Source organism: Pseudomonas sp. S1(2024) (assembly GCF_046557535.1).
Window position 1 is genome coordinate 69822 of the sequence record NZ_JBKGFP010000082.1, and the last position, 26306, is coordinate 96127.

The 26306-nt window shown below is 58.8% G+C and carries 24 protein-coding genes and 2 pseudogenes; 16 read left to right on the top strand and 10 right to left on the bottom strand.

The features are described 5' to 3' along the window. Positions 1 to 11: 11 nt before the first annotated feature. Entirely contained in the window at positions 12 to 905 is an 894-nt protein-coding gene (locus ACLCGK_RS22890; RefSeq protein WP_013972231.1) for a LysR family transcriptional regulator, read from the bottom strand. 147 nt (positions 906 to 1052) lie between these two features. Here ACLCGK_RS22890 and ACLCGK_RS22895 point away from each other — a divergent pair, with 147 nt between their 5' ends. The 4 genes from ACLCGK_RS22895 (at position 1053) to ACLCGK_RS22910 (ending at position 6259) form a co-directional block, all read left to right on the top strand. Continuing rightward, positions 1053 to 2132 (top strand): 4-oxalomesaconate tautomerase, encoded by a 1080-nt coding sequence (locus ACLCGK_RS22895; protein WP_015270082.1) that lies wholly within the window; start codon positions 1053 to 1055, stop codon positions 2130 to 2132. A gap of 73 nt (positions 2133 to 2205) precedes the next feature. Beyond that, entirely contained in the window at positions 2206 to 3519 is a 1314-nt protein-coding gene (gene dctA, locus ACLCGK_RS22900) for a C4-dicarboxylate transporter DctA (RefSeq protein ID WP_003256769.1), read from the top strand. Between the two features lie 123 nt (positions 3520 to 3642). Further along, positions 3643 to 4947: a CitMHS family transporter gene (locus ACLCGK_RS22905; RefSeq protein WP_013972233.1), complete on the top strand. Its 1305-nt coding sequence runs from the start codon at positions 3643 to 3645 to the stop codon at positions 4945 to 4947. Positions 4948 to 5005: 58 nt separating this feature from the next. Further along, the gene (locus tag ACLCGK_RS22910) at positions 5006 to 6259 is read left to right on the top strand and encodes an OprD family porin (protein WP_054573820.1); all 1254 of its coding nucleotides are present in this window, start codon (positions 5006 to 5008) and stop codon (positions 6257 to 6259) included. A 62-nt stretch (positions 6260 to 6321) separates the two neighbouring features. Here ACLCGK_RS22910 and ACLCGK_RS22915 read toward each other — a convergent pair whose 3' ends face one another. The 3 genes from ACLCGK_RS22915 to ACLCGK_RS22925 all read right to left on the bottom strand — a co-directional run bounded on the left by ACLCGK_RS22915 (position 6322) and on the right by ACLCGK_RS22925 (position 10018). Beyond that, positions 6322 to 7221, bottom strand: coding sequence for a DMT family transporter (locus tag ACLCGK_RS22915; protein ID WP_410953020.1), 900 nt, complete (start codon positions 7219 to 7221; stop codon positions 6322 to 6324). Positions 7222 to 7245: 24 nt separating this feature from the next. Further along, positions 7246 to 8757 carry a diguanylate cyclase domain-containing protein gene (locus ACLCGK_RS22920; RefSeq protein WP_410953021.1) on the bottom strand — a complete coding sequence of 504 codons (1512 nt, stop codon included), beginning with the start codon at positions 8755 to 8757 and terminating at the stop codon, positions 7246 to 7248. A gap of 160 nt (positions 8758 to 8917) precedes the next feature. Beyond that, a complete protein-coding gene (locus tag ACLCGK_RS22925) occupies positions 8918 to 10018 on the bottom strand; it encodes an SDR family oxidoreductase (RefSeq protein ID WP_410953022.1) in 1101 nt (366 codons plus the stop codon). A 73-nt stretch (positions 10019 to 10091) separates the two neighbouring features. On the opposite strand from ACLCGK_RS22925, the gene ACLCGK_RS22930 reads away from it, so the two are divergent. The 7 genes from ACLCGK_RS22930 to ACLCGK_RS22960 all read left to right on the top strand — a co-directional run bounded on the left by ACLCGK_RS22930 (position 10092) and on the right by ACLCGK_RS22960 (position 18033). Beyond that, positions 10092 to 10478, top strand: a complete 387-nt coding sequence (locus ACLCGK_RS22930; RefSeq protein ID WP_023660557.1) for a MerR family transcriptional regulator — start codon at positions 10092 to 10094, stop codon at positions 10476 to 10478. Positions 10479 to 10571: 93 nt separating this feature from the next. Further along, positions 10572 to 11096 carry an RNA polymerase sigma factor gene (locus tag ACLCGK_RS22935; protein WP_015270088.1) on the top strand — a complete coding sequence of 175 codons (525 nt, stop codon included), beginning with the start codon at positions 10572 to 10574 and terminating at the stop codon, positions 11094 to 11096. Then, a complete protein-coding gene (locus ACLCGK_RS22940; RefSeq protein ID WP_139657655.1) occupies positions 11093 to 11929 on the top strand; it encodes a FecR family protein in 837 nt (278 codons plus the stop codon). The genes ACLCGK_RS22935 and ACLCGK_RS22940 overlap by 4 nt, the downstream gene beginning before the upstream one ends. 77 nt (positions 11930 to 12006) lie before the next feature. Then, a complete protein-coding gene (locus ACLCGK_RS22945) occupies positions 12007 to 14445 on the top strand; it encodes a TonB-dependent siderophore receptor (protein WP_410953023.1) in 2439 nt (812 codons plus the stop codon). Positions 14446 to 14536: 91 nt separating this feature from the next. Next, positions 14537 to 15043, top strand: coding sequence for a GNAT family N-acetyltransferase (locus tag ACLCGK_RS22950; protein ID WP_410953024.1), 507 nt, complete (start codon positions 14537 to 14539; stop codon positions 15041 to 15043). A gap of 277 nt (positions 15044 to 15320) precedes the next feature. Then, complete coding sequence (leuA, locus tag ACLCGK_RS22955; protein ID WP_015270092.1) at positions 15321 to 17018, top strand: 2-isopropylmalate synthase; 1698 nt, start codon at positions 15321 to 15323, stop codon at positions 17016 to 17018. Between the two features lie 298 nt (positions 17019 to 17316). Then, positions 17317 to 18033 carry an SDR family NAD(P)-dependent oxidoreductase gene (locus tag ACLCGK_RS22960; RefSeq protein WP_410953025.1) on the top strand — a complete coding sequence of 239 codons (717 nt, stop codon included), beginning with the start codon at positions 17317 to 17319 and terminating at the stop codon, positions 18031 to 18033. A 125-nt stretch (positions 18034 to 18158) separates the two neighbouring features. Here ACLCGK_RS22960 and ftrA read toward each other — a convergent pair whose 3' ends face one another. Continuing rightward, positions 18159 to 19118 carry a transcriptional regulator FtrA gene (ftrA, locus tag ACLCGK_RS22965; protein WP_102083696.1) on the bottom strand — a complete coding sequence of 320 codons (960 nt, stop codon included), beginning with the start codon at positions 19116 to 19118 and terminating at the stop codon, positions 18159 to 18161. Between the two features lie 95 nt (positions 19119 to 19213). On the opposite strand from ftrA, the gene ACLCGK_RS22970 reads away from it, so the two are divergent. Then, a complete protein-coding gene (locus ACLCGK_RS22970) occupies positions 19214 to 19648 on the top strand; it encodes a rhodanese-like domain-containing protein (protein WP_410953026.1) in 435 nt (144 codons plus the stop codon). Positions 19649 to 19772: 124 nt separating this feature from the next. Here the strand turns inward: ACLCGK_RS22970 and ACLCGK_RS22975 are convergent. From ACLCGK_RS22975 to ACLCGK_RS22985, 3 genes and pseudogenes are all read right to left on the bottom strand, one after another. Further along, positions 19773 to 19913: pseudogene (locus tag ACLCGK_RS22975) on the bottom strand (chorismate mutase); the annotation flags it as partial. A 60-nt stretch (positions 19914 to 19973) separates the two neighbouring features. After that, a complete protein-coding gene (locus ACLCGK_RS22980) occupies positions 19974 to 20402 on the bottom strand; it encodes an MAPEG family protein (protein ID WP_410953027.1) in 429 nt (142 codons plus the stop codon). Next, positions 20399 to 20713 (bottom strand): DUF2834 domain-containing protein, encoded by a 315-nt coding sequence (locus tag ACLCGK_RS22985; protein WP_024086856.1) that lies wholly within the window; start codon positions 20711 to 20713, stop codon positions 20399 to 20401. Before ACLCGK_RS22985 ends, ACLCGK_RS22980 begins: the two co-directional genes overlap by 4 nt. A 109-nt stretch (positions 20714 to 20822) precedes the next feature. On the opposite strand from ACLCGK_RS22985, the gene ACLCGK_RS22990 reads away from it, so the two are divergent. Next, a complete protein-coding gene (locus ACLCGK_RS22990) occupies positions 20823 to 21644 on the top strand; it encodes a helix-turn-helix domain-containing protein (RefSeq protein WP_410953028.1) in 822 nt (273 codons plus the stop codon). A gap of 194 nt (positions 21645 to 21838) precedes the next feature. On the opposite strand, the gene ACLCGK_RS22995 is transcribed toward ACLCGK_RS22990, so the two are convergent. Continuing rightward, positions 21839 to 22747, bottom strand: coding sequence for a LysR substrate-binding domain-containing protein (locus tag ACLCGK_RS22995; RefSeq protein WP_410953029.1), 909 nt, complete (start codon positions 22745 to 22747; stop codon positions 21839 to 21841). 124 nt (positions 22748 to 22871) lie between these two features. Between ACLCGK_RS22995 and ACLCGK_RS23000 the strand changes: the two genes are divergently transcribed. The 3 genes from ACLCGK_RS23000 to ACLCGK_RS23010 all read left to right on the top strand — a co-directional run bounded on the left by ACLCGK_RS23000 (position 22872) and on the right by ACLCGK_RS23010 (position 24961). After that, complete coding sequence (locus ACLCGK_RS23000) at positions 22872 to 23333, top strand: DUF6196 family protein (protein ID WP_410953030.1); 462 nt, start codon at positions 22872 to 22874, stop codon at positions 23331 to 23333. Between the two features lie 341 nt (positions 23334 to 23674). Continuing rightward, positions 23675 to 24436, top strand: coding sequence for an SDR family NAD(P)-dependent oxidoreductase (locus ACLCGK_RS23005; RefSeq protein ID WP_410953031.1), 762 nt, complete (start codon positions 23675 to 23677; stop codon positions 24434 to 24436). A 192-nt stretch (positions 24437 to 24628) separates the two neighbouring features. Further along, a complete protein-coding gene (locus ACLCGK_RS23010; protein ID WP_410953032.1) occupies positions 24629 to 24961 on the top strand; it encodes a GFA family protein in 333 nt (110 codons plus the stop codon). Between the two features lie 93 nt (positions 24962 to 25054). On the opposite strand, the pseudogene ACLCGK_RS23015 reads toward ACLCGK_RS23010, so the two are convergent. Continuing rightward, positions 25055 to 26257: pseudogene (locus ACLCGK_RS23015) on the bottom strand (IS1182 family transposase); the annotation flags it as partial. Positions 26258 to 26306: the final 49 nt, after the last annotated feature.

Sequence of the window (26306 nt, forward strand, 5' to 3'; positions counted from 1 at the left end):
AGGCATTTCGTTCAACGGTTGGGCCACTTGTCCAGCAGGATCGACACGAACTTCTCCGCTGCCGGCGACAGCGACGCCCCTCTGCGGTAGACCAACCCCAGGGTGCGGGTTACCTGGGGCTCGATCAGCGGCACGCTGACCAGGGTCGGGTGGTCGGCGCTGGGCATGGCCAGGCTGGGCATGGCCGACACGCCCAGCCCGGCCTCGACCATGCCCAGCGAGGTCGACAGGTGCTGAACCTCATAGAACCACTTGGGCCGCAGGTTGAGCCCGGACAGGGCATGGTCCAGCAGCATCCGGTTACCGCTAAGCCGGCCTACGCCGATCAGGCGGTAGTCGGCCAGTTCTGTCCAGGTGACGGCCTCACGGTTCGCCAGCTTGTGGTCCCTGCGGCAGGCCAGCACGAAGTGCTCCTGTACCAGGGAGACGAACTCGATGTCCGGGTGCTGGCCACTCATCATGTTGATGCCGAAATCGGCTTCACCCCGCAGCACGGCTTCGAGCCCGTCGTTGGCACTGAGGTCCAGCAGACGAATGCGGATCTTGGGGTATTGCTCGTTGTAGTCGCGGATCACCGATGGCAGGAAATAGAACGCTGCGGTCGGAATACAGGCGAGGGTTACCTGGCCGGTCTGTCGTTCTGCGAGTTCGCGAATGCTCAGGATCGAGTCTTCGAAGTCATCCAGCAGGCGCCTGGCCTTGGGCAGGAAGTCACGCCCGACGCTGGTCAGGCTGACGCGACGAGTAGTGCGTTCCAGCAACGAAGTGCCCAAGCCTTCCTCGAGCTTCTTGATCCGTCGGCTCAAGGCGGGCTGGGACAGGTGCAGCGCTTCTGCGGCTTCGTGGAAGCTGCCGAGTTCGGCGATTTTCACGAAAGATCGTATGTCTTGCAGCTCATATTCCATCTCGGATCGCTCTTGGCATTGGGTTCGGTATTGATGCTCAAATCGGAACAATAACTACGATATTTGCATTGGATTGATTTATCCATCCCTGTCAATCTTTTGTCCACAGCATCAATGATGTCCATTGATCAACAAGAGTGCGAAATCATGCAACGAATTCCTTGCGTACTCATGCGCGGTGGCACCTCCAAGGGCCCCTTTTTCCATGCATGGGACCTTCCTGCCAATGTGGTCGAACGCGACGAATTGCTGATCAACCTGATGGGTTCCGGGCATGAACTGGAAATCGACGGCATCGGTGGCGGTAGCCCGCAGACCAGCAAGGTAGCGATTGTCAGCCCCTCGCTGCATGCCGACGCCGACGTCGACTACCTGTTCGTGCAGGTCATGGTCGCCCAGCGCCGGGTCGATACCGCGCCCAACTGCGGCAACATGCTGTGCGCCGTTGGCCCGTTCGCCATCGAGCAAGGGCTTGTCAAAGGCCAGGACGGCAAGACGCTGGTGCGTATTCGCAACCTGAACACCGGCACTTTCGTCAATTCGCTGGTGGAAACCCCCGGCGGCATCGTGCGCTATGAAGGCCGCACGGCGATCGATGGCGTACCGGGCACTGCCGCCCCGGTACACCTGACCTTCCTCGATGCGGTCGGCAGCAAGACCGGCAAACTGTTCCCGACTGGCAAGGCCAAGGATGTGATCGACGGCGTTGCGGTCACCTGCATCGACATGGCCATGCCGATGATGGTGGTGGAGGCCAGCCAGCTGGGCGTCACCGGCTCGGAATCCCCGGCCGAACTCGACGCCAACGGCGAACTGCTCGAGCGCCTCGAGGCGTTGCGCCTGAAGGCCGGCAAGGCCATGGGCCTGGGTGATGTCAGCGGCATGGTCATCCCCAAGCCTGTTCTGGTGTCCAAGCCCCGTTATGACGGCACGTTGCAGGTTCGCTACTTCATGCCGCACAACTGCCACCGCGCCTTGGCCATCACCGGAGCGATAGGGCTGGCGACTGCCTGCGTCAGCCCAGGTACGGTGATCGGCGATCTGCTGGGCGAGGGCGCCGTGCAGTTGACCGAAGTGCGTCTGGAACATCCAAGCGGCGGTATCGATGTCGCGCTGTCGCGCAGTGGCGCAGATGGCAAGACGATTCAGGCCTCTGTGGTGCGAACCGCCCGGCGGCTGTTCTCAGGCTTCGTTTACGCGCCTACATTCCGCAGGTTGGCGGGGTAGGCCCAGGCGGTAGTCCAGACCTGTACATTCGCAACAAGCGCATCCGCACAATTTCAACAATGGGTGATGCCTCATGAGACTCGCCAAATCGCTGTACTTCCAGATCCTCTGCGCCGTCCTGCTGGGCGTGGTGGTCGGTCACTTCTGGGCGCAACAGGCCGTTGCGCTCAAGCCCCTGGGTGATGCGTTCATCAAGCTGATCAAGATGATGATCGCGCCGGTGGTCTTCTGCACCATCGTCACCGGTATCGCCGGGATGACCGACAAGCGCTCCCTCGGGCGTTTGATGAGCAAGACCTTGCTGCTGTTCCTGGTATTGACTGTCATCAGCCTGATGATCGGCCTGGCAGCGGTATACCTGTTCCGTCCTGGTGTCGGCATGAACATCGACCCTGCCACTCTCAGCACTGCGGGGCTCGGCCAGTACGCCGCATCTGCGGCGAAGCTCAGCGTGGTCGACTTCTTCATGCATATCATTCCCGACACGTTCATCGGGGCGTTCAACAAGGGTGAAGTGTTGCCGGTGCTGTTCATCGCGGTGCTCAGCGGCTTCGCCTTGTCTTCGATGGGCGAGAAGGGCAAGCCGGTACTCGATGTGCTGGAGTCTGCCTCGACCATGGTGTTTCGCATCTTTGGCTACCTGATGCGCTTCGCCCCGGTCGGCGCCTTCGGTGCGCTGGCCTTTACCGTCGGGCAGTACGGCGTGACGTCCCTGGGGGCACTGGCCAAGCTGGTCGGTACGCTCTACATCGCCTGTGCGTTCTTCGTGCTGGTGGTGCTTGGCGGCATCTGCCGTGCCCATGGCTTCAGCTTGTGGAAGCTGCTGCGCTATTTCCGCGAGGAGTTTCTGGTGGTGCTCGGCACCTCGTCCACCGAGCCTGTACTGCCGCGCATGCTGGAAAAGCTGGAGAAACTGGGCTGCAAGAAAGGTGTGGTCGGGCTGGTACTGCCAACCGGTTACTCCTTCAACCTCGACGGTACTGCCATCTACCTGTCGTTGGCGGCGGTCTTCATCGCTCAAGCTTGCAACATCGACCTGAGCCTTGGCCAGACGGTGACGATGCTGGCGATCATGCTGTTGTCGTCAAAAGGCGCGGCGGGTGTGACCGGTAGTGGTTTCGTTGCGCTGGCTTCGACCTTGACCGTCATTCACGACATCCCGTTGGCAGGGCTTGCCTTGCTGATCGGCATCGATCGCTTCATGTCCGAGGCGCGTGCCCTGACCAGCCTGGCCAGCAATGCCGTGGCCACGGTGGTCATCTCGCTGTCGGAGAATGCCTGTGAGCGGGAAACCTTGCTGCGCCGCCTGAACGGCATTCCGGCTGCACCGGACGAGGCGGATATTGCGCAGGCCGACTGGTCTGCCGAGCCTCGGCATCACGGCTGAAAAGCCTCTTCACCTTCCATAGTTGACTTAGAATCCCACTCAGCATCCCTGCGATGCCGAGTGGGGTAGGGGGCCGTCTGCCTTGCCGATGGCCGCAATAGAATAAAAACAAGAGAAAAGACCATGCTCGCACTCCTGGGCCTGATCATGGTGGTGACCTTCACCTACCTGATCATGAGCAAACGCCTGTCGCCAATCGTTGCGCTCACCGTGGTACCCATTGTCTTTGCAGTGATCGGCGGCTTCGCCCCCGAGCTGGGCAAGATGATGCTCGATGGCTTGAAAATGGTGGCGCCCTCGGCGGCCCTGTTGTTGTTCGCCATCCTGTTCTTCGGCCTGATGATCGATGCCGGCCTGTTCGACCCGCTGATCCGCAAGATCCTCAAGCGCGTCAATGGCGACCCGGTCAAGATCGCCATCGGTACCGCGCTGCTCTCGCTGTTGGTGGCGCTCGACGGTGATGGCACCACCACCTACATGATTACCTGTGCGGCCATGCTGCCGCTGTACAAGCGCATTGGCATGAACCCGATGATCCTGGCCACGGTATCCATGCTGTCGCTGAGTATCATGAGTGGCATGAGCCCTTGGGGTGGGCCGGCCACCCGGGCCATTGCCGCGCTCGGGCTGGATGCGACCGAGTATTTCATCCCGATGCTGCCGACCGTGATCGGCGGTGCGGCCTGGGTGGTGTTCACCGCGTTCCTGCTGGGCCGCGCCGAGCGCCGACGCATCGGCAACATCGCCCTGGAGTCGGGTGGCGGCAACTGCTACATCAAGGAAATCCTCGGCGAGAGCCCACATAAGCGCCCACGCCTGGCGTATGTGAACCTGGTGCTGGTGATTGCCGTCATGGCAGCGCTGGTGATGGGCGTGATGCATTCCGCACTGTTGTTCATGATCGGTTTCGTCGCGGCGCTGATGATCAACTACCCGCAGCTGGATCTGCAGAAAGAGCGCATCCTCGCCCATTCTGGCAATGCCATGACAGTGGTACTGCTGGTATTCGCCGCAGGCATCTTCGCGGGGATCTTCTCGGGTACCAAGATGGTCGATGCGCTGGCTCAGACCCTGGTCGACTGGATTCCCGAGGCGTGGAGCCACTGGTTCCCGCTGGTGGTGGCGCTGACCAGCATGCCGCTGACCTTCGTACTGTCCAACGACGCTTACTACTTCGGCGTGGTGCCGATCCTTGCCAACGCTGCGGCCGCCTACGGCATCGACCCGGTTGAAATCGCCCGCGCCTCGGTGCTGGGGCAGCCAGTGCACCTGATGAGCCCGCTGGTGGCCTCGACCTTGCTGCTGGTGGGCATGGTCGATCGCGACATCGGCGACTTCCAGAAGGCCACCGTGAAATGGGCGGTGCTGACATCACTGGTCATCACCGCACTGGCCTTGGTCACGGGTGCCTTGTCCTTCTTCGTCTGATCTGCTTCGGGCGCCGCTGGCGCCCACCTCATCCAAGAACAACAACAGAGTATCGAAAATGTCCCGAACTGTTTTCCGCCGGGCCACCTGTGGCCTGCTCTGCGGCTGGCTGCCTGTGGCCGGCGCTGCCGGATTCATCGACGACGGCAAGCTCAAGCTGCAGCTGCGCAACGTTTACTTCAACGAAAACTTCCGCGACGAACAAGGCATGAGCGCCCGCGCTGCTGCAACTGCAAAGAGCGAGCGGGTGGAATGGGCGCAGGGTTTTCTGCTCGACTACCAATCAGGGTTCACCCAAGGCCCGCTGGGGCTGGGGCTCGATGCCTTGGGGCTTGTAGGCGTCCGGCTCGATTCGGGCCGCGGCCGCAGCGGTACCGGCTTGCTGCCGGTGCATGACGATGGCCGTGCCGCGGACGAGTTCGCCAGTGCCGGGGTAACCGCCAAGGCGCGACTGGGGCAGACCATCGTCAAGCATGGCACCTTGCTGCCCAAGACACCGGTGTTGGTGTACAACGATGCACGATTGTTGCCTCAGACCTACCAGGGTACGCAGCTGACCAGTACCGATGTCGATGGCCTGACCCTGACCGCCGGCCACCTGGACCGCTTCAAGCAGCGGGACTCCTCGGACAGCACCGGTCTGTTCCTGGATGGTTATGGTGGCGGCGAGTCTGGCGACTTCAACTTTGCCGGTGCCGACTATGCCGTCAGCAAGCAGCTGCGCTTGAGCTATTTCCACGGCCAGCTCGAACACTTCTATCGCCAGGACTATGCCGGCCTGGTACACGACCTGCCGTTGGGTGGAGGGGTGTTCACCACCGACTTGCGCTATTTCAAGAGCCGCGACAGCGGAGCCGCTCATGGCGGCCAGATCGACAATGACATGTTCAGCGGGCAGTTGTCCTATACCCACTCCGGGCACACTGTCGGTGCCGGTTACCAGGTGCTCGACGGCGAGGCAGGGCTGCCGTACATCAGCGGCGCGACGGTTTACTCGTTCAGTAACGTTGGCATAGGCAAGTTCATCGAGGAGGAAGAGAAAACCTGGATGGCGAGCTACGCCTACAACTTTGCAGCGGCCGGTGTGCCCGGGCTGACCTTCATGGCGCGTTACCTGAGCGGGGACAACGGTCGTTCCGGTGAAGCCGGGCTCAGCGAGTGGGAGCGTGATGTGGAGCTTGCCTACGTGGTGCAGTCCGGGCCAGTCAAAGGGCTGGGCGTGAAACTGCGCAACTATGTATACCGCTCTGACTTTGCCCGAGGTCGTGACAGCAACCGGATTTATCTCACCTACGATATTGCAGTCTGGTAATGCGGCAGTGCGAGCATGCGCCTCAAGGAGCGCGTGCTCGCCGGGTGCTGATTGAAAATGAATTATGCACCGGACGGCTGTGGTGCTTTTTTGCCTAACCGGATCAGCTCGTTGGAGAAACATAATCCGCAGAGGATCAGCCCGGCCCCCAGGTACAAGGTGTCTCGTGGCACTTCATTGAGGATCACGAACGCTAGAAGCGCGGCAAACAGCGGTTCAGTCAGCTCCAGTGCCTGCACTTGTGATGGCTTCAAATATTCGATGGCCTTGGTGGTACAGAAGAAGCCGAGGATAGTCGGCAACGCAGCCAGCGCCAGCAATGCCAGGACCGCTCCCAGCGACAGTTCACCCATGATGAACCCATCGGTTGCAGCTGGCATCAGCAGGTAGAGACTGCCGAAAAACAATAGTTGCCGAGTGAAATGCAGCCCCCCGGAAACGCCCATGCGCTTCATGGCAACTGAAAATGCACCGTAGCCGCAGCCCCCAGTCGCAGCGAGCATTGCGCCTTGCAGCGTGAAGCCTTGGTCCAGGTCGGCTCCAAAAATCACGGCAATACCGGCTATGGTCAAACCGGCGCCTACTGTGGCATTGGCGGTGATTGGATCCTTGAGGACTATCCGTCCCAGTAATATCGAAGAAATGGAGGCGCTCGCCATCAGGATCACCACGACGCCTGCCGCGGCGTAATGGCTATAGGCCGAAGTCTCAAAGTGGAACAGCACAAAAATGCCGAGAAAGGCGCAAACGGCGGCATGGAACCATTTGGCCGTATGCAGTGGCCGCTTGAGGAACAGTAGCAGTGCTGACAGCAATAGGCAGCCGAGGACTGTTTTTATCAGGGCGATGCTGCTGGAACTGAATCCACTGTTCATCAATACCTTGCTGAGTACACCGATCGTTGCATTCAGTGCAGCGGCGCAGAGTGCAAAGAGCAAGCCTTTGCTGAATTGAGATTGCATTTATACATTCCTTGTTATTTGGCTTTATGTCTTCGACCGGTCGACATGGAGGCGATTGCGGCCGGCCTGCTTGGCGATATAGAGCGCCCGGTCGGCGCGCTCAATCAGTGATGGCGCGCTGTCCAGGGCCGTACCTTTGGAGCAGGCGATGCCGATACTGGCGGTTATGTGTCCGAATGGGCTGCCTTTGTGAGGGATGGCTTGCAAGGCCAGGCGTTCGAGCATCAGCCTGCCGACGACGGCAGCTCCATCGTTGTCGGTATCGGGCAGGATTACCGCCATTTCCTCTCCCCCGTAGCGTGCCAGCAGGTCGCGAGGGCGGCGAATGCAGGAGGAGAGCAGGGAGGCTATCTGCTGCAGGCAGGCATCGCCCGCCGGATGCCCGTAGGTGTCGTTGTAGGGTTTGAAATGATCGATGTCGATCATCAGCAAAGCCAGCGTGGTGCCATTGCGATGGGCCGTGCGGATTTCCTGAGTCAGCGCTTCGTCAAAGCAGCGCCGGTTGGCAAGCCCCGTGAGCGCATCGTGCATCGCCAGGCTCTCGAGCTGCTGGTTGCTGTCGAGTAGCCGTTGCTGGGTCAGTCGAAGCTCGCTTTCGACCGCATTTCGCCGGCTCATGGCGCGAATCAACAGCCAGCCAATGGCCCCGGTCAGTGCCAGCAGCACAGCGACCACCAGCGTTGACAGCAGCGCCTCGAGCCGCCAGGCCGAGAGTGCCTCCTGCTTGCCCAGCGCGACCGTTGTCACCAAAGGTAGCTTGTCGCTCTTGCGAAATGCATAGAGGCGCTCCACGCCGTCCAGGCTGGAGGTGAACGATGCAGTGCCTGCTGACTGGTCAACGAGATACTTGGTAAAGATGGGCGACTTCGAAAAGTTGCGACCCATGTCCTGTTCCCGAAACGGGTAGCGCACCAGCATGGAACCGTCGGTATAGGCCAGCCCGATGGCACCCTCATGGCCGACATCGAGTTTGCCGAATAGCTGCAGGAAGTTCTCCACGCCAAGCGTCATGGCGACAACGCCGGCGAATTCGCCATGGTTATCGTTGAACCGCCGGCTGATGGTGATCACCCATTCCTGGTTGACGCGGCTACGGATTGGCAGGCCGATGAAAGGGTCGCGGGACGGGTCGTCACGATGGTGTATGAAAAAGGCGCGGTCGCTGCTATTGGCACCGACCGGGGTCGGCTGGTTGGACGACATCAGCCAGCGTCCGTCCCTGGCGTAGATCATGATGCCGCTCATTGGCGGCATCAATGGTTGCTGGCGCTTGACCAGTTGATCCAGCCGCTCGATCTGCGCAGGTCCGGAGCCCTCGGTTTCCAGGCGCTCGACCAGCCCGAGCAGCAGCATTGAGCTCTGACGGACAATACCTTCCGAATAGGTGGACAATGCCTGGGTCAGGTTAAGGCCATGGACATTGACGTCTTCCAGGGCACGCTCGCGAGAAGCCATGACCTTCCACAGCGTTAGCGAGGCGAGAGAGCAACCGATGACCGATAGCAGTAGCACAACGAGGTGGATGTCACGCTTCACGTCAATTCACACGCCTTTTTCCCTAAAGACCAAGTTGAGCGTCGACACGCTTTAACTAACCAGACGGTCAGGAAGTAACCAATCGGTTCATGTGCAACAATATAACACCGAAGTTGCTGGAATGTTCGACAGAATCACGCGTTCTGTCAGAACCCGTTTGTTATCTTCCGGCAGGGTATGCAGAAGTATGAACATGACGATTGGGCAAGTAACCCTCAACGTAGCGCACCGTCTTTTCCAAAGTTCGCGTCATGTCGGGATGGGCCAACTGATACTTTCGTTCCAGTTGCTGGCTGTCGTTCATGTCGAACCGCTGCGTCTGGATGAAGTTCAGTGACTCCGCGCTGATCGATAATCGGTTGGCCAGCCCTGGAATCGCCAACAGCCACTTCAGCAACCCTATGGGTACATGGCGGCGGGGGGGCTCTATATCCAGCGTTTGTGCCATTTGCTCAAGCATACCCTGCAGGTTCGGCGTGTGCTCATACAGCGCCAGGACCTGCCGGTTGACCATTGATGGGTCGAACGCCACGCACGTCATCATCTTTACCAGGTAATCAACGCTGACCAGCGGCAACCAGTGCCTGGCGGAACCGGGGACAGCCTTGAACCGGCCCAGTGCCAGGTTTCTGATTAGGTCCACCAGAGGTTGACCTTCAGGGATATGCCCACTCTCGCTGTGACCACATACCGTAGCAGGATGAACGATCGAGTAATCTGCGCCTACCTCCTGCATGTAACGGATGACCGCGAAATGGGACTCCAGCTTGCTGCCTTCGTAGCCCCCGACACGGCCGTATACTGCAGGCCAATTGGTGTTTTCAGGGTGCGCGTTATCAACCCCGATACTTGCAAGATGGGTAAGGTTCTGCAGCATATAACCGCCAGCCATCAGCAAGCGGATACGCTGGCTCGCCGCAAGCCTGGCGACCCTCAGCGCCCCTTGTACGTTGACTGCGCGGGCCTGTTCCATTGTAAGGCCCCAGGTAAACTGCGCCGCGAGGTGAAAGGCCACCGCGGCCGAAGTTACGCATTGCCTGTCTGCTTCGCTGAGTCCAAGCCCATCCCTGCTGATGTCTCCTTCAACTGCGTTTAAATAGGCGGGATTACCTCCCAGTTGGCCTACCTGCTCTTTGAGGCGTTCGATGTTTGCAGGGTTGCGCATGAGCACCCAGGTCTTGTGCCCTGTCGCGGTAAGATGGGCCAGCAGATGTTGACCCACAAACCCACTGCCGCCAGTGACGAAGCATTCCACGCTCATATCTGAATCCTTGTCTGGATGATCGGCGCAGGCTAAGGTGTAGAGCCTACTCTACAGTCAAGGAATTTTTATCGTGAATGTCGGAGAGTTGGAGCGCCGGAGTGGGGTGGGCCGCCATACATTGCGTTATTACGAGCAACTCGGGCTTATCGTGGCCCATCGCCAAGCCAACAATTACCGCAGCTACAGCGACCAGACCGTTGTTGACCTGGCCTTTATTCAAAGTGCCCAGAGTGGCGGTTTTTCGCTCGCCGAGATTGGCGACATCCTTGCGGCCAAGCGCGGTAACACGATCGATTGCGCCCAAGGCGCGATGTTGGTAGCCGGCAAGATGGCCGAAATTCAAGCGAAGATCAACACGCTGCAAGCCGCCTATGTCTTTCTGGATGCGGAGCGTGCAAAGCTGGAAGCCAGTGCCATTGCCAACGGTCTGACCATTCCTCGCCCTCTCTCGGTTTAGCATGGCTCGATGCAGTAGCTTGTTTATTCGCAATTATTTCTCATTTACACTTGTGTCTTGTTTTCGAGGCCTACCTCTTATCCAGGATGCATCGTGTCGTTCGATCCCGCCAAACCGTCGCTGCTGTCTACATTGGTCCGTCACTATGACGAGCTGGTGGACCACATTCGCCGACGCTTCGGCGACAGAAGCGTGGCGCGCGATGTAGTGCATGACGTGTGTGTGCAGTTGCTTGAGCGCGGTGAGAAAGAAGACGTCAGAACCCCACTGGCCCTGCTACGAAAAATCTCCCACGACACCGCCGTGAGCCGCTATCGTAGCGATCGCCGCCGAGGCGCCTGGGTAGAGGCAATTTCCGAGCTGCCAGAGGTGGCCTGCCCGGCAGCCACCCCGGTGACCAGGTATGACAGCGCGCGCGAGTTTCAACTGCTCGTCAACGCTATCGCAGACCTCCCACCACGCTGCCAGGCTGTTTTCGTCATGCACAAGATTCACGAAATCCCCCAGGCAGAAGTAGCTGCGCGCCTCGGTATTTCCCTGAAGACTGTGGAAAAGCATCTGCGCCTGGGGTTGGCGGCGTGCAGGCAACGGCTTGGGCGCGATGAGGTGCATCCATGACCAAGCAGCCCGAACAGGCGCCATTGGACGAGGCACTGGGGCGACATCGTGAAGAGCTCAAGCAGCTGTTCCCCATGCCGCCGTCCAGGCCAGCGCCCTCCAAAGCGGTGAAGTCGGCCGGTATTACACTAGCGGTTGCGATCGCCTTTTCGGCCCTGGCGTGGCTGAACCCTGCCTACAAGAGCGAGCGTTTCGCTACCGCCATTGGTGAGCGGCGCGCTGTGCTGCTGAGCGATGGAAGCAAGCTGCTGCTCGACAGTGGCACGCATGTCGATATCAGTTGGCGTCTGCTCAGCCGCGAAGTCGACCTGCGCGCAGGGCAGGCGCTTTTCGATGTGTCCTCGGCCGTGTACCGCCCCTTCGTGGTGTCCGCTGGCATGGCGAAAGTCGAGGTGCTCGGTACGCTGTTCAATGTCCGCCGGCTGGATAACGACGCGGTGCGTGTGACCCTGGCCCGTGGGCGCGTGGACGTCACCGCTGCAACTGCAGCACAGGCGCCTGTCACCCTGAGGCCAGGGCAACAGGTCGACTCGATTGGCGGGCAACTGATGCCGGTTGCAAAGGCTGACGCCTCCAAGGCGATGGCATGGAAAGATGATCGCATCGTGTTCGAGCAGACGCCGCTGGATGAAGCGGTGTCGTTGTTGCGCCACTATCGCAAGGCCCCCATCGAGCTGAGCGACCCAAGCCTGGCCGCACTCAAGGTGACGGGGGTGTTCGAAGCGCGCAATGTCGACCTGCTACTGGATCTGCTGCCCAGCATCCTGCCTGTCGCCGTGCTGCAGGTAGGGGACGGCAGCGTCCGGATTCAACGCAAACCGACAAGAAAATAATTCTCAGGCGCAGGTAGGGTTTCTCGATCCCCATGGCGGCTACTGAAAAAGCCCAACCACAAAAAGGAACTCGAGAAGTGCATTTTCCCCTCCGCAGTCGCCAGCTACGCCTGTCATTGCTTGCCAGTAGCCTGCTCATCGCAATGTCGGCCCAGGGCCGGGAAAAGGTGAACGTGGATCTCCCCGCCGCACCGCTGGGCGAGGCCATCAACGCGCTCGCACAGCAGTCTTCGGTACAGATCATCTTCGCCAGCGATCTTGGTGCAGGCCGAAACGCGCCTGCGGTGAAGGGGCGGTTCACACCCGAGGAAGCACTTCAAACGCTGCTCAAGGACACTGGCTTGCAGGTACAGGCCAAGGATGAGCGCACGTTCGTCATCGTCGCGCAGGGTGCCCCTGCATCAAGTGCTGGAATCCAGAGCGGACCCGTGGAAATGGCCCAGACGGAAATCACCGCCTCGCGCACCAGCAGCAGCCTGGTTTCCGCGACGCGGCAATCCACCATTCTCGAGCATGAACAACTGCAGGAGCTGCGCCAGGGGTCAGAGAGCCTGGCTACGGTACTGGCCAAGGCGGTTCCCGGCATGTCCGACTCCAGCCGCACCGTCACCGAGTATGGCCAGACCCTGCGCGGGCGCAGCATGCTGGTCATGGTCGACGGGGTGCCGCTCAATACCAACCGCGACTCCTCGCGCAACCTGGCCAACATCGACCCGGCACTGATCGAACGGGTCGAAGTCATTCGTGGCAGCAGCGCCATCTACGGCAGCGGCGCCACGGGGGGCATCATCTCCATTACCACACGGCCCGCGGGTGGTGAAAACCGCGCCGAAACCAGCCTGAGCGCGACCTCGCCGCTGACCCGCCTTGGCAGCGATGGCCTGGGGGGGCAGTTCCAGCAATATTTCGCGGGCTCTCAGGGTGCGGTGGACTACTCGTTCGACTTCGGTACCCGCCATATCGGTGCCTCGTATGATGCGCACGGTGACCGGATCGCCCCGGAGCCAAGCCAAGGCGACCTGTTCGATTCGAACATCTACAACATTGGCGGCAAGCTGGGGCTGCACATTGACGAGAACCAGCGAGTGCAGCTTGCAGTCAGCCACTACGATGCCCGCCAGGACAGCGATTACGCTACCGACCCAAGCGTCGCGAAACTCCCTGCTGGCTCTGTGCCGGCCAATGCGATCAAGGGCCTGGATCTTGACGAGCAGAACCGCATTCGCAACACGCTGGTGAACCTGGAGTATGAAAATCTCGACATCCTCGGGAGCCGGCTTTCTGCCCAGATGTACTACCGGGACTACTTCACGCGCTTCACCCCGTTCGATGCCCGTGCCGTTGCCACCCGCGGCGGCAATGTTGACCAGATCATGCAAAACAGCGAAGTCTTCGGAAGCCGCCTGACGCTGCGCACGCCAATTGGCGACAGCGGCAGTACCGAACTGGTGTGGGGTGGTGACTATAACCAGGAGCGCAGCGAAATGCCGCTCGATGTCTTCGACCCGGCGGCTTATGACGCCAGTGGCGGCCTGGTTTTCGACAAGACTGGCAAGCTCACCTACATGCCCCCGCTGAGGACGCGAAGCGCCGGTGCCTTCGCCCAGCTGCAGCATCGCTTCGATGAGCATTGGTCGGTCGACGGCGGCCTGCGCTACGAATACTCCACCGCCGAATTCGATGACTTCGTTCCGTTGTCCGAGTCCACGTCTGCCTCCCCGGTGGCGGTGAAGGGTGGCGACATTCATTACGATGCGGTGCTGTCGAACCTGGGCATCGTCTACTCGCCGGTACTCGGCCAGGAAATCTACGCCTCCTTCAGCCAGGGTTTCCAGTTGCCCGACGTGGGCATCCAGCTGCGCAATGCGCGCCGTGGCTTCGACATCGGCGCATCGAACCTGGAGCCGGTCAAGACCAACAACTATGAGCTTGGCTGGCGAGGAGAGCTGGGCAGCAACACCCTTGGCACCCTGGCACTGTTCTACACCACCTCCAAACTGGGGGATGTACAAAGTTTCAACAACGGCCTGATTCTGACCCGCACCAAGGAGCGTATCTACGGTGCTGAAGCCAGTGCCGATTGGCTGTCGGACGATGCTGTGTGGGGCGCAGGGGGGAGTGCGACCTGGATGCGCGGACGAGAAAAACCGGACGGTAAAGACTGGCAAGACATGACCGGCTATCGCGTTCCGCCGCTGAAGCTGACCGCCTACGTGCAATACAAGCCGACCCTGGATTGGAGCAACCGCTTGCAAGCCACGTTCTTCGATGCCAAGGACTACAGGCTCGATGGGGTGGACAGCTTTGGTCGACATCAGGTTAGCAGTTATACGACAGTCGACCTGATCAGCCAGTACCAGATCTCCGCAGACGACAAGGTGAGCGTCGGCATCCAGAACCTGTTCAACCGCGACTACTACCCGCTCTACAGCCAGTTGCTGCGCAATAACAACAACACCAGCCACTTGCCGGCACCCGGCACGGTATTGACTGCCAGTTACACGCACAATTGGTAAGGTAGTGAAAAACCACCGGGCTCGATGTCGGCCCCGGTGGTCATTGTCATGTTTCACACCAATAGCTGGCCTGTAGGGTAGGGAGTCTACGATGGAACGGTCTTGCACCACTTATTATCTGGAAATGGTCTCGGCATCCGACCTGAAGGAAAAAACACAGCCTCACGAACTCCAGATCATTGAATGTGAAGTGCCTCAGGCGGAATTCAATCGGTTTCTGTACAAGCTGGTAGGCACACCTTGGGAGTGGGGCGATCTTGACACCTGGGGGATTTCTGACTGGCAGGCACTCGTCGAACAGGATTGCCATCGTACCTGGGTTGCCTATTACCGTGGTGCGATAGCCGGCTATTACGAGCTCTATCGCCCCGATGGCAGTAACGCAGAGATACGCTACTTCGGGCTGGCACCTCAATTCCTGGGGTGTGGCTTCGGCGGAGCGCTCCTGAGTCACGCTGTTCGAGCAGCGTGGGAGTGGAGCGGTACAGAGCGGGTGTGGGTACATACCTGCACCTTCGACCATCCTGCCGCGCTTCGAAATTATCAGGCGCGAGGGTTCCGTATCTTCAAGCAGGAGGAGACGGAAGCAAGCCAATAAGCGCTTTTTCATGAAGGCGCATTCGCCTTTGCCAGATTTTGGGGCTGTAGCTTCCGATGGGATGGTGAAGAAGGCAATCTGTGGCTGCCTATTTTCATTTTTTGATATAAAAATCCATTTTTTCATTGTTTTTAACAATAAATGTTCGCAAGTTACCGAATTGATGCTGAATAACGCAATCGAGGTAAGCCAGGTTCTGTGTAAATTGGATCCAATATTTTGGCTTGTCCATCACGGGCAAGTACAAGGTGTTACACAGGCCCAGGAGAAAGCCGCCATGATGCTTAAGGATCCATCAATCAAATATCGCCATTTCGCCACAGTCGACCTGCCAGACCGCCAGTGGCCCAATCAGGTCCAGAAGGTCGCTCCCACCTGGTGTAGCGTCGACATGCGAGACGGTAACCAGGCACTGATCGAGCCGATGAACGCCGAACGCAAACGCCGATTCTTCGACCTTTTGGTGAAGGTCGGTTTCAAGCAGATCGAGGTTGGCTTCCCGGCAGCATCGCAAACCGATTTCGACTATGTGCGTGAATTGATCGAGAGCGGTCGGATCCCCGAAGATGTGACTATCCAAGTCATGACACAGGCCCGTACACACTTGATCGAGCGTACCTTCGAAGCGCTCAAGGGGGCGCCACGTGCCATCGTTCATGTGTACAACGCAACGGCTCCCGTATTTCGTGATGTGGTGTTCGGTGTGGATCGCGCAGGTTGCATCGGCATCGCCACGCAGGCTACCCGGGAGATCAAGGCGCTGATGCAGGCCAATCCGCAGACGCAGTGGACTTACCAGTATTCACCAGAAACCTTCTGCTTCACCGAGCTCGATTTTGGCCTGGAAATTTGCGAAGCGGTGATAGACGTATTCGAACCGTCTCCCACCAACAAGATGATCCTGAACCTGCCTACCACCGTGGAGGTTTCGACCGCCAACGTGTTCGCCGACCAGATCGAATGGTTCTGCCGCCACGTACGCAAGCGCGACAGCGTGATCATCAGTATCCACCCGCACAATGACCGTGGCACAGGTGTGTCTACCGCCGAGCAGGCCTGCCTGGCAGGCGCCGAGCGGGTCGAGGGCACCTTGTTCGGCAATGGTGAGCGCACCGGTAATGTCGATATCCTGACCTTGGCCATGAACCTCTACACCAGTGGCATCAGCCCGGAGCTGGATTTCTCTGACATCATCCATGTCCAGCGTGAGGTCGAGTTCTGCAACCAGTTGCCGACCCATCCACGCCATCCCTATGCGGGAGAGCTGGTGTTCACGGCATTTTCCGGCTCTCACCAGGACGCAATCAAGAAGGGCTTCGCCCAACGGCGGAAAAACCCCGACGGTTTCTGGGAGGTGCCGTACCTGCCGATCGACCCGGCCGACATGGGGCGCAGCTACGAGGCAGTCATCCGGGTCAACAGCCAGTCGGGCAAGGGTGGTGTGGCCTATCTCCTGGAGCAGCAGGGTATCGTCCTGCCGCGCCGGTTACAGATGGAGTTCAGCGGCCTGGTGCAGCAGGTCGCCGATAGTGAAGGGAGGGAGATCACCAGCGAAATGATCTTGTCGTGCTTCACCAGAAACTACCTGGAGCAGGGTAATCCCTACGCCTTGCTGCACCCCATGGTCACCACTGACGAAGCCTGCACTTACCTTGACGCTCAACTGCTGGTCGAGGGTGAACGCCTGGCGTTCGCTGGCAAGGGTAATGGCCCAGTGGCCGCACTGGTCCATGCGTTCGCCCAGCAGGGGCTGGTCTTCGATATTGCCGATTACCACGAGCACGCCGTGCGTGATGGTGCTGAGGCCGAAGCCATTGCCTACATCGAAATACGTGTCAAGAACCAGTTGCTGTTTGGCGTGGGCAGGGACGGCAGCACACTCCAGGCATCACTCAAGGCTGTGGTGAGTGCTGTCTGCCGGGCCACGCGCCTGGGGCTGCTCGATACAGTGAAAAGCACGGTCGCCACGGCTTGAGGGATACTGGCTGGCGCTGTTCGGCGGTGTGGTGACCAATGCTGCTGCGGCCACGGCGGAAAAGGTGAAATGCCAGCCTTGTAACCCTGAACCGCTATTGACCTCGAGTTAACTCAAGGTTTTAGAGTGGCGTGGCGGCACACTCGCTGCTTGCGCAAACGAACTCGCAAGCACCAGAAATGGACACTCCGACTTCACTGCTGGTTTTCCAGATTATCGGCTTCATCGCCTTGGGCCTGTCGAAGGCGATGACCGATCCAGTGAGGCCTGGAGCAGATCAGGGAAAGAGGAACAGCATGTGAAGACGATGATCGTAGGCGCCAGCAGAGGGCTGGGGCGGGCTTTGCTCGAAGGCCTCGGCAAGCCCGGGGACACGCTGATTGGCGTATCACGCAAACAGCCGAAAGATCTGGCCCTTGCGCCGGGCATCGACCTGTACTGGATCGATGCCGACCTTTCCGAGCCAGTGGCGGCTGTAGCACGGATCGCGGACCGAACACCTGCCGATCTGGACGTACTGATATACAACGTCGGCATCTGGGAAGAGCATGCCTTCAGCGAGCACTATGCATTCTCCGAAGACAGCGACGAATCGATCACCCGGCTGGTCGAGGTGAACGTCACCGCCACGCTGCTTCTTCTCAAACGCCTGATACCCAGGTTGCTCGGTGCTCCCCGGCCGCAGTTGATCCTCACCGGCTCGACTTCGGCTCTTCGCCAGAGCGGGCGCCCGGAGGCAGCGTTCGGTGCCTCCAAGTTCGCCCTCAACGGCATGGCTGATGCGCTACGCGAAGGCTTCAGGGATGACAACCTGGCGGTGACCGTGCTTCAGCTGGGTTACCTGAATACCGATGACGCCCTGTCCACGCCATTGGTGCAGGCTGCTGCGCGAGGTGAGCGGCGTTGGGTACCGGTACATGATGTGGTCACCATGGTCGATGCGTTGTTGCGCCTGTCAGGGGCTTCATTCGTACGGGAGTTGATCTTGCCCGCGATCGGGGATGAGCGCTTCTGACGCCACAACGGTCAGTCGCCCTGAGTCCGGATAGCAGCTGACGCGTACCAGGGCGCGACAGAATCGACATGCACGTGTTTCTGCTTCCTTGGCAGAAACGGTGTATCAAAGGTACCGCTGAACGGTCAGTGGTTGCCAAACTGCGCACGATACCTCATGGGCGCCAACCCCACGATCTTGCGAAATGCTGCCCGGAAACTTTCCGCCGAGGCGAACCCGCAGCGTTCGGCGATTTGCTCATTGCTCAATGGGCTGCTTTCCAGCAACTCACGCGCCACGTTCATGCGTACCTGAAGCAGCCAGGTTTTCGGCGTGATGCCTGTCGCTTCGATGAAGCGTCGCAGGAAGGTACGTTCGCTCATCAGCGCCTTCGCTGCCAGCTGCTTGACCGTAAGCGGCCTGCCCACATGCAAGGTCGCCCACTCCAGCACCGCGGCAAGATCATCGCGAGGCTTCTGGGCAAGGGGTGCGGGGAAGAACTGTGTTTGCCCTCCGGAACGCTGGGGTGCCATAACCAGGCGACGGGCAACGGTGTTGGCAACCTGCGTACCAAAGTCTCGACTCACCAGGTGCAGGCAGGCATCTATACCGGCAGCGCTGCCTGCCGAGGTAATCAGCTGGCCGCAGTCTACGTAAAGCACGCCAGGGTCAACTTCAAGGAGTGGATAGCGTGCCGCGAGTTCGTCCGTATAGCGCCAATGGGTGGTGGCACGCTTGCCGTCCAGAAGGCCCGCAGCCGCGAGCACGAACACCCCCGAACAGATGGAAAGCAGCCGCGCCCCGCGTTGATACGCGGCGCGCAAGGCGTCCAGCAGCACCTGCGGCGGGCGCTCATCGCGGCTACGCCAGCCCGGAATGATAATGGTATGGGCATCAACGAGCGACTCCAAGCCGAACTCGGCAATGACCTGCATGCCACCTGCCGCGTGCATTGGTGCGGGATCGACGGCGACGATGCGATGCGTGTACCAGGCGAATTCGAACTCCGGGCGTGGCAGCCCGAAGATCTCCACGGCAATGCCGAACTCGAAGGTGCACAGCCCGTCATAGGCCAGCACGGCGACCAAACCAGGGTTCGTGAGCATTGGCGGAAAACTACCGGTGACTGTCGAATGCGCCACTGTAGCGATACAGGCGGGCTTCCTACAATGGGCGCACCTTCAACCGAGGAGTGAAATCCATGCCAAGCCTGGTCAGCGAATATCCTGCCGCAAGCCCATCCGATGCCCTGCTTCATTTCAGCCGCCGTCTGGCGTTCGAGACGGATTGTTCGGATGTTGAACGTAGCCAGCGGTCGGGTGACGTCGACTATGTGCTGGTAGATGTAAGGAGCAGCGAGGCGTTTGCGCAGGGCCATGTGCCGGGCGCGATCAATATTCCTGGCCGCACCATCAGCGCAGAACGCATGGCTGACTATGCGCGCCAGACGCTTTTCGTTGTTTATTGCGCGGGGCCGCATTGCAATGGCGTACATCGGGCGGCGGTTCGTTTGGCTGAGCTGGGTTTTCCGGTGAAAGAAATGATTGGCGGGGTTACCGGCTGGCTTGACGAAGGGTTTTCGTTGGTGGGGGCGGACGTTGCTGCACAGGGTAACGGCGTTTCATGTGCATGTTGAGTCGAGAGGGCACAGTTCGAGCGGCATCACCCGAAGACGTACCCGGCTTGATCGAGCACACGCCGCTTTGAGTCAAAGATGGAAGGGGGAGGCGGCGGGGCTTCGGATGAGCCCCGCGTTGTCTTCAAGATGCTGAAGGTCCGTTGGCCAGCTGCGCATGAATGGCCAGTTCTTGAGTGATGAAGGCCGAAATCATCGCCCGGTAGACCTGCTCCACGACCTCGGCCGAGGCACCAGTTTCGTCAGCCATTTCACGTTGGGGCCGCGCTTGCAAAACTAAATCTCGGAGCAAATTCTGCCTGGGGCTTCTGGCATGAACCCAGGATCAGCGCACCCATATCGTCATTGTGAGCGACGTGCAGAACCCCAAGAGGCAGAGTATCCCGATACCATAGTAAACCGTGCGCCATGGCTGGATACCCCTCAAGTAAACCACGGTATGCAGGACCCTGGCGACGGTGAACAGAATGCTCAACACTGCCGTGACGGTTGCAGGTGCATTCATGGCAATGGCCAACCCACCGAGCGCGAAAAAAGTCGGGATGTTCTCCAGGTCGTTTGCCCAGGCCCTGCTCGCCCGATTCACTTGTGCAAGCTCTGCTTCACGGGCAACCCGATTGAAAACAGCGGCGTCTTCTGCGTTGGTGAATGCCCTGTGCCGCAGTCGGAACCAACCTTGGTAACAGGAGACCGCAAACATCTTGAGGAACAGCACAACCACGCACAGCGCGTAGACGTTCAAGGCATCGTTCACACCTGGCGCCCCCGATCAAGGCCATTGACCGCCAGATAGAGCAGCGGCCCGACGGACACGAAAACCGCCGTGAGCAGCAAGTAGGGAAGCATTGCGATGAGCGACCTGCCCCGAGAGTGGTTGTCCTTCACCATCCAGACGCAGGCCAGCGCCGCCATCAAGTACAAGTCGATGACCACCTGGGCTGTGTCCGGTCGCGAAACAAGCTCGCGCCCAAAGGCCAGTAGCGATTGTTCGGCAATCAACATCGTCCAGCCACTGTAAATCGAAAAGAGCACCAACGATGCCAGCGCACAAATACGAAGAGCCATGATCATGTCCCTGATAGGTTTTCCTGGCACATTAGGGGTAGGATGGTCGACGCTCAATGACCTCTGAGGTCATTGAGCGCGGAGCGCAAGGACGGGCTAGAGACGAAGCATGAGTTACCAACTGTTCCATCAAAAATCCCCCGCACCGGCCACCTCCGCGGGCCAGCATTTGCGCCACCTGCGTCGGCAGGCGGGGCTCAGCCAGCTTGACCTGGCACTGATGGCCGGGGTTTCGCAGCGCCACCTCAGCTGTGTGGAAACCGGGCGTGCCAAAGTCAGCCCCGACACCTTGCATGCCTTACTGATGACCCTTGGGGCGCCACTGGAATACTGCAACGAAGTGTTTCTTGCCGCTGGCTACGCGCCGCGCTACGCCGCGACGCCACTCGATGCGCCCGCTATGGGTGTGGTACACACGGCCATCGAACATATCCTGCATGCAAACAATCCGGCGCCGGCCATCGTCATGGACAGCAACTGGGATATCACTGCCGCCAACGTGAGCACAGGTCTGCTGTTGGCGCTGGCGGGTGTGGCGCAGGACCTATCATCAGGCGTCAACCTGCTGGAAACACTGTTATGCCCCGGCGGCCTGGGTGATCGCCTGGCCAATGCCCAGGAGGTCCGTGCTGCCGCGTGGCAACGCGCGGCCAGGGAGTCAGTCAGCAACCCTACGCTCGCAGAGCGCCTGAGCAGCCTCCCTCCGCCGGGCGTGGCCTTGCACGCAGAGACTGCCAGCCCCGTGCTGCTGACACGAGTGCGCATCGCAGATGGCGAGTTGAGCTTTCTATCTACCTTCACGACCTTCGGGCTACCCCTGGACATCACTGTAGAGTCACTGCGAATCGAGCATTTGATACCTGCCGATCTATCGACCAGACAAAGGATGATGCATGCTTTCGATGCTTGGAATGCGGAATACGGCGAATAGCGCATAGCAGCTATCGACCCATAGCTGCCGGTCAGCACCGGCAGAGGTCTGCCAAAAGCGGGCATCCTGTAACGGATTACTGCCAGCCTCATCGGCATCAGGCCAGACGACCATGGCTCGGGTGCGATCAGATGATCTCGCCTTCACTACCAAGCACTCTTGCATACAAGCTGCGCGCAACCAGCCCTGTTCTGTTAAGCCTTCGGCGAACCCAATGCAGCAACAACTTCGTCTATGAAGTGCCTGAGCTTTGCGGAGGGGCGACGGTCGAAGGGGTAGATCAGATTGACGGGATACGTGGGCCCTTCGAATTCCTCGAAAAGTACGACCAGTTCACCCCGTTGCACGTAAGGCATCAGTACATCCTCGACGCACAGCGTGATGCCGAAATCCGCTAATGCGGCGTTCACCTTGGCCAGGGTGTTATTGACTTTCAGTCGACTCGCAATGGGGATCGTGAACGTCTGCATGTTTTTGGTGAATCGCCAGAGTTTGTCCGTCATTCGATCGGAGAACAGATAGCCCAGGCAATCATGGTCCACGAGTTGTTCGGGATGGAGCGGGGTCCCTTTGCGCGACAGATAAGCGGGAGATGCGCAAGCAAACATCCTGAAAGGTCTCAAGCCGCGTTGAACCAATGCCGCGCTGTCGGCCAGTTGGGGTTTGCCAAGCCGAAACACGACTTCGAATCCCTCTTCTACGATATTCACGAACCTGTCAGTCAACTCCAACTCGATTTCCGTTTCTGGGTAACGCGTTAGGTATTGGGTCAGGAACGGGATGAGTCGATGAGAACCATAATTATAGGGCGCGCTGATGCGGATTTTTCCGCGCGGAGTCGAGTTTGCTGACAGCGCCAGCTGATCGGCGTCTTCAACGTCGCTCAGGATAGCCTTGCAGCGCAAGTAATAGTCCCTGCCCACGGCGGTCAGGCTTTGTCGGCGAGTGGTGCGGGTGATCAGTTTAAGGCCTAGCTGAGATTCCAGATTGCTGACCTGTTTGGCAATCAGCTGTGGCGTCACGCCTAACACGGCAGCTGCTGCCGAGAAGGAGTCTGACTCCGCTGCTGCTACGAACGCCGCCATGCTTTTTAGCTTATCCATATCTACAATCTTTAGTTGTTAATGTTATTTAAATCCGAGCATTTATCTTGAAGATCTTCCTGCTTAGCATCTCCTCGGTCAATCAAAAGAAGCGCTGCGCGCTTTACTGAACGGAGAGTCTGAAATGGTGAACATTTCCCATGAAACGGTCCAAGATACGGAGCGCCGCTTGTTGCGCGTCATTACCCAAGCCCATTTGAGGCTCTTCCCCGGCACCTACGCATTTCTCGAGTTTCCGTTGCCATCGTTCCCTAATGCCGCTCGCCCTGATGCACTGGCGCTCGTACGGGATGACCAGGTATGGAGTCAACTGGTCCCCTGTGCTGATGTCGAGCAAGAGCTATTCGGCGTCTTCCGATTTCACTTTACGCAAGGCGCCGACAACAGCGGTTTCGTTGGCTGGTTGGCAATGCGCCTGAAGCAGAAGTTTGGGACCGGCGTTTTTGTGACCTGTGGCCAGAATCGAGATGAGGGTGGGATCTTTGATTATTGGGGCGTCCCGGCCAGCCTAGCTTCGGATGTCTTCGCAGAGATCCAGACTTTGGTAGATGGCCAAACGGACGGGGAGGTGGGAGTTTCCCTGTAGCGGATACGTTCGCGCGTCCCCAAATCTCAGCTTCTGCGCGGCTGAATGGTCATGACCCATGCGCGTATCTAAATGATGTGCTGACGCAGTGAGCCAGTGAGATCTAGGCTCTGTACGAAAAGTCTTGAGACGCAGGGCAGGCAAGGCGAAAACAGCCGAGGAAGCGGAGTGTACTGGAGTACATGAGCATTCCGAGGCTGTTTTCAACGCAGCATGGACAAGTATCAAGGCTTTTCGTACAGAGCCTAGCAACTGCTTCCGCATCTGTGGATGCCTGACTGAGACGTGCAAGGTGTGTACGCTGGCCGCTTACTCTTTAGCAACCCATTCGAGATATCCATATGCCACCCAATCCGACAACCGATAACGTATTACGCGTCGCATTGGTGACAGGATCAACTTCCGGTATCGGCGCAGCCATTGCACGTGTACTTAGCCGGGCAGGCTATGCGGTGGTGCTCCATTCGCGAAATTCTGCGGATACGGGACACGCTATGGTTGCCGAAATGAAGCAGGCTATTTACTTGCAAGCTGATCTTGCTGTCGAAGCTGACAGGGTCAGGCTTGTTAACGAGGCTATCGCCGCGTGGGGGCAGCTCGACGTACTGGTCAATAACGCCGGTATTAGCAGAGTCATTGCGCACGGCGACCTTACCTCTGCCAGTTCGACGGTGTGGCACGAACTTAACGAGGTTAATGTCGTGGCGCCGTTCCATCTGGTTGCTTTGGCCGAGTCGGCACTGCGCGATGCCGCCCGTTACCGTCGAGCAGGTTGCGTCGTAAACATCAGTTCGCATGCCGGTACCCGTCCTAAGGGCGCATCGATTCCCTATGCGGTAAGCAAAGCTGCGCTTAATCACATGACCCGCTTGCTCGCGGTATCGCTAGGGCCAGAAATTCGCGTAAACGCTGTGGCGCCTGGCTTGGTCGACACGCCTCTGACCGCAGAGTGGACAGAGGCTCAAGAGTTGTGGCGAACTCGCGCACCTATGCGCAGGGCCGCCAGCCCAGAGGACATCGCAAAAGCTGTTGTCATGCTGGTCGAGTCCGACTACTTGACCGGCGAGATACTCCTTTCAGACGGTGGGTTGAATCTGACCTAGAGAAAAAGAGTCACCCTGTCGACCCATGGCTGCCCCTCATCCATCTGAGGTATCTGAAGTCTTGGTAAGGCACCCTTCCAATTGCCACTGTATTTATGTACAGTATTTGTTTCCTTTGGAGAGAAAGCCATGCTTAACGGTAGTTGCTGCTGCGGAGCAGTGAAGTTTTCGGTGTCGAGTCCTCCGACAATGATGGGAACATGTCATTGCTCTCGTTGCAGAAAGGTCGGAGCAAGTACCTTCGTCTTCGTAAAGCGCTCATCGTTCGAGCTGATTTCCGGCTCGGACTCCATCACCACCTACTATCCTGAAGCACCTTATAAGTACAACCGGTGCTTCTGTTCGCACTGCGGAACAGCATTGGGCGAGGTGACGTCAACCGCCGAGTCGTTTCCCGTGGCTGCGAATTGCATCGATGAGGCATTAACCATCACCAATCTCTTCCATGAGTTCGTCAAGGAAAAGCCAAGCTGGTACGACATTTGCGACAGCGCCAAGCAGTTTCCGGAACATCCACATCAATAAGACGGCACTCGCGCCCGACCAAGGCTTTAACGTGGCAACTCGCAAGTGCCACGGCCAGCTCCTGGCCGCAAGCTGCCCTACATGAAGGGCAGCTACCGTTTCATGCTCCCAGCGCTTCAACCGGCGTTCCTTACCCGTCGTACACTGCTTCTGCATGGAGCAACTTTGGCAGCCAGAGAACCAGTAGGAGTGCAGCAACATGCCGTCTTCCACCGAAGAATGCCTGCGGGTCAGTAGTTGATCCGCAGGGCATCGGTATTCATCCGATGCAGCGATGTAGATGAAGTCCTGCTTGCCGAATCGGCCTTCCGCTTTGCTGCTTGATGTCAGCGGCTTCGGGACAAAAGTGGTGATCCCTGCCTGCTCGCAAGCAAGGATCTCCGGACCTTTGTAATAGCCTCGGTCGGCGACCACTGTCAGCGACTCAGCGCCGATCTCTTCGCGTGCCTGGTTCGCCATATTGCTCAGCTGCGTTCGGTCATTGCCAACATTAGTGCCTTCATGAGCAATGATCAGATGGTATTTGTCATCGACTGCTGTTTGTACGTTGTAGCCAACCGTGCCAGTACCTCGGCCACTCGTGGCCATTGAGCGTGCATCAGGATCGGTAAGAGAGATTTGCTGATCTGGGCTGGCGTGAAGCTGCGCTTCAATGTCCTTTAGCTTTGTCATCTGCTGTTTCAGCTTTTCTATTTTTTCGCTCAGCCGTTCAGCCTTGGCCTCGGCGACCTCGGGCGCCGCCCGATCCGCCGAATCCAGCGCCGCAAGATAGCGGTCAATGCTCTGCTCGATCTGCTGCATGCGCGCCTTGATCTTGCCCTGGGTGAAGTTGCGGTCGCGGTTATTTACGGCTTTGAATTTGCTGCCGTCGATGGCAATGATCGACTGGGAGAAAAGATTGAGGTTGCGGCACAGCACTACGAATTGCCGGCACACGCCGCGAATAGCTTTACCGTTGTCTCGACGAAAGTCAGCAATCGTTTTGAAGTCAGGAGCCAACCGGCCCGTTAACCACATCAGCTCGACGTTGCGCTCTGCCTCGCGCTCAAGCCGGCGGCTGGACTGAATCCGATTGAGGTAGCCATAGATGTAGATTTTCAGCAGGACTGCTGGATGGTAGGCCGGACGACCCGTAGCAGCCGGATCGACACCCTCGAATCCGAGCGCTCCGAGGTCGAGTTCATCGACGAAAACGTCAACCACTCGAACAGGGTTTTCTTCGGTGATGTAATCATCCAGGCACTCCGGCAGCAGCGTGACTTGCGTCCGGGCCTCACCCTCAATGAACCGCTTCATGATCGTCCCCGCCACGATCTCGACGATCAGAAGGTTAGATAATCGCAGG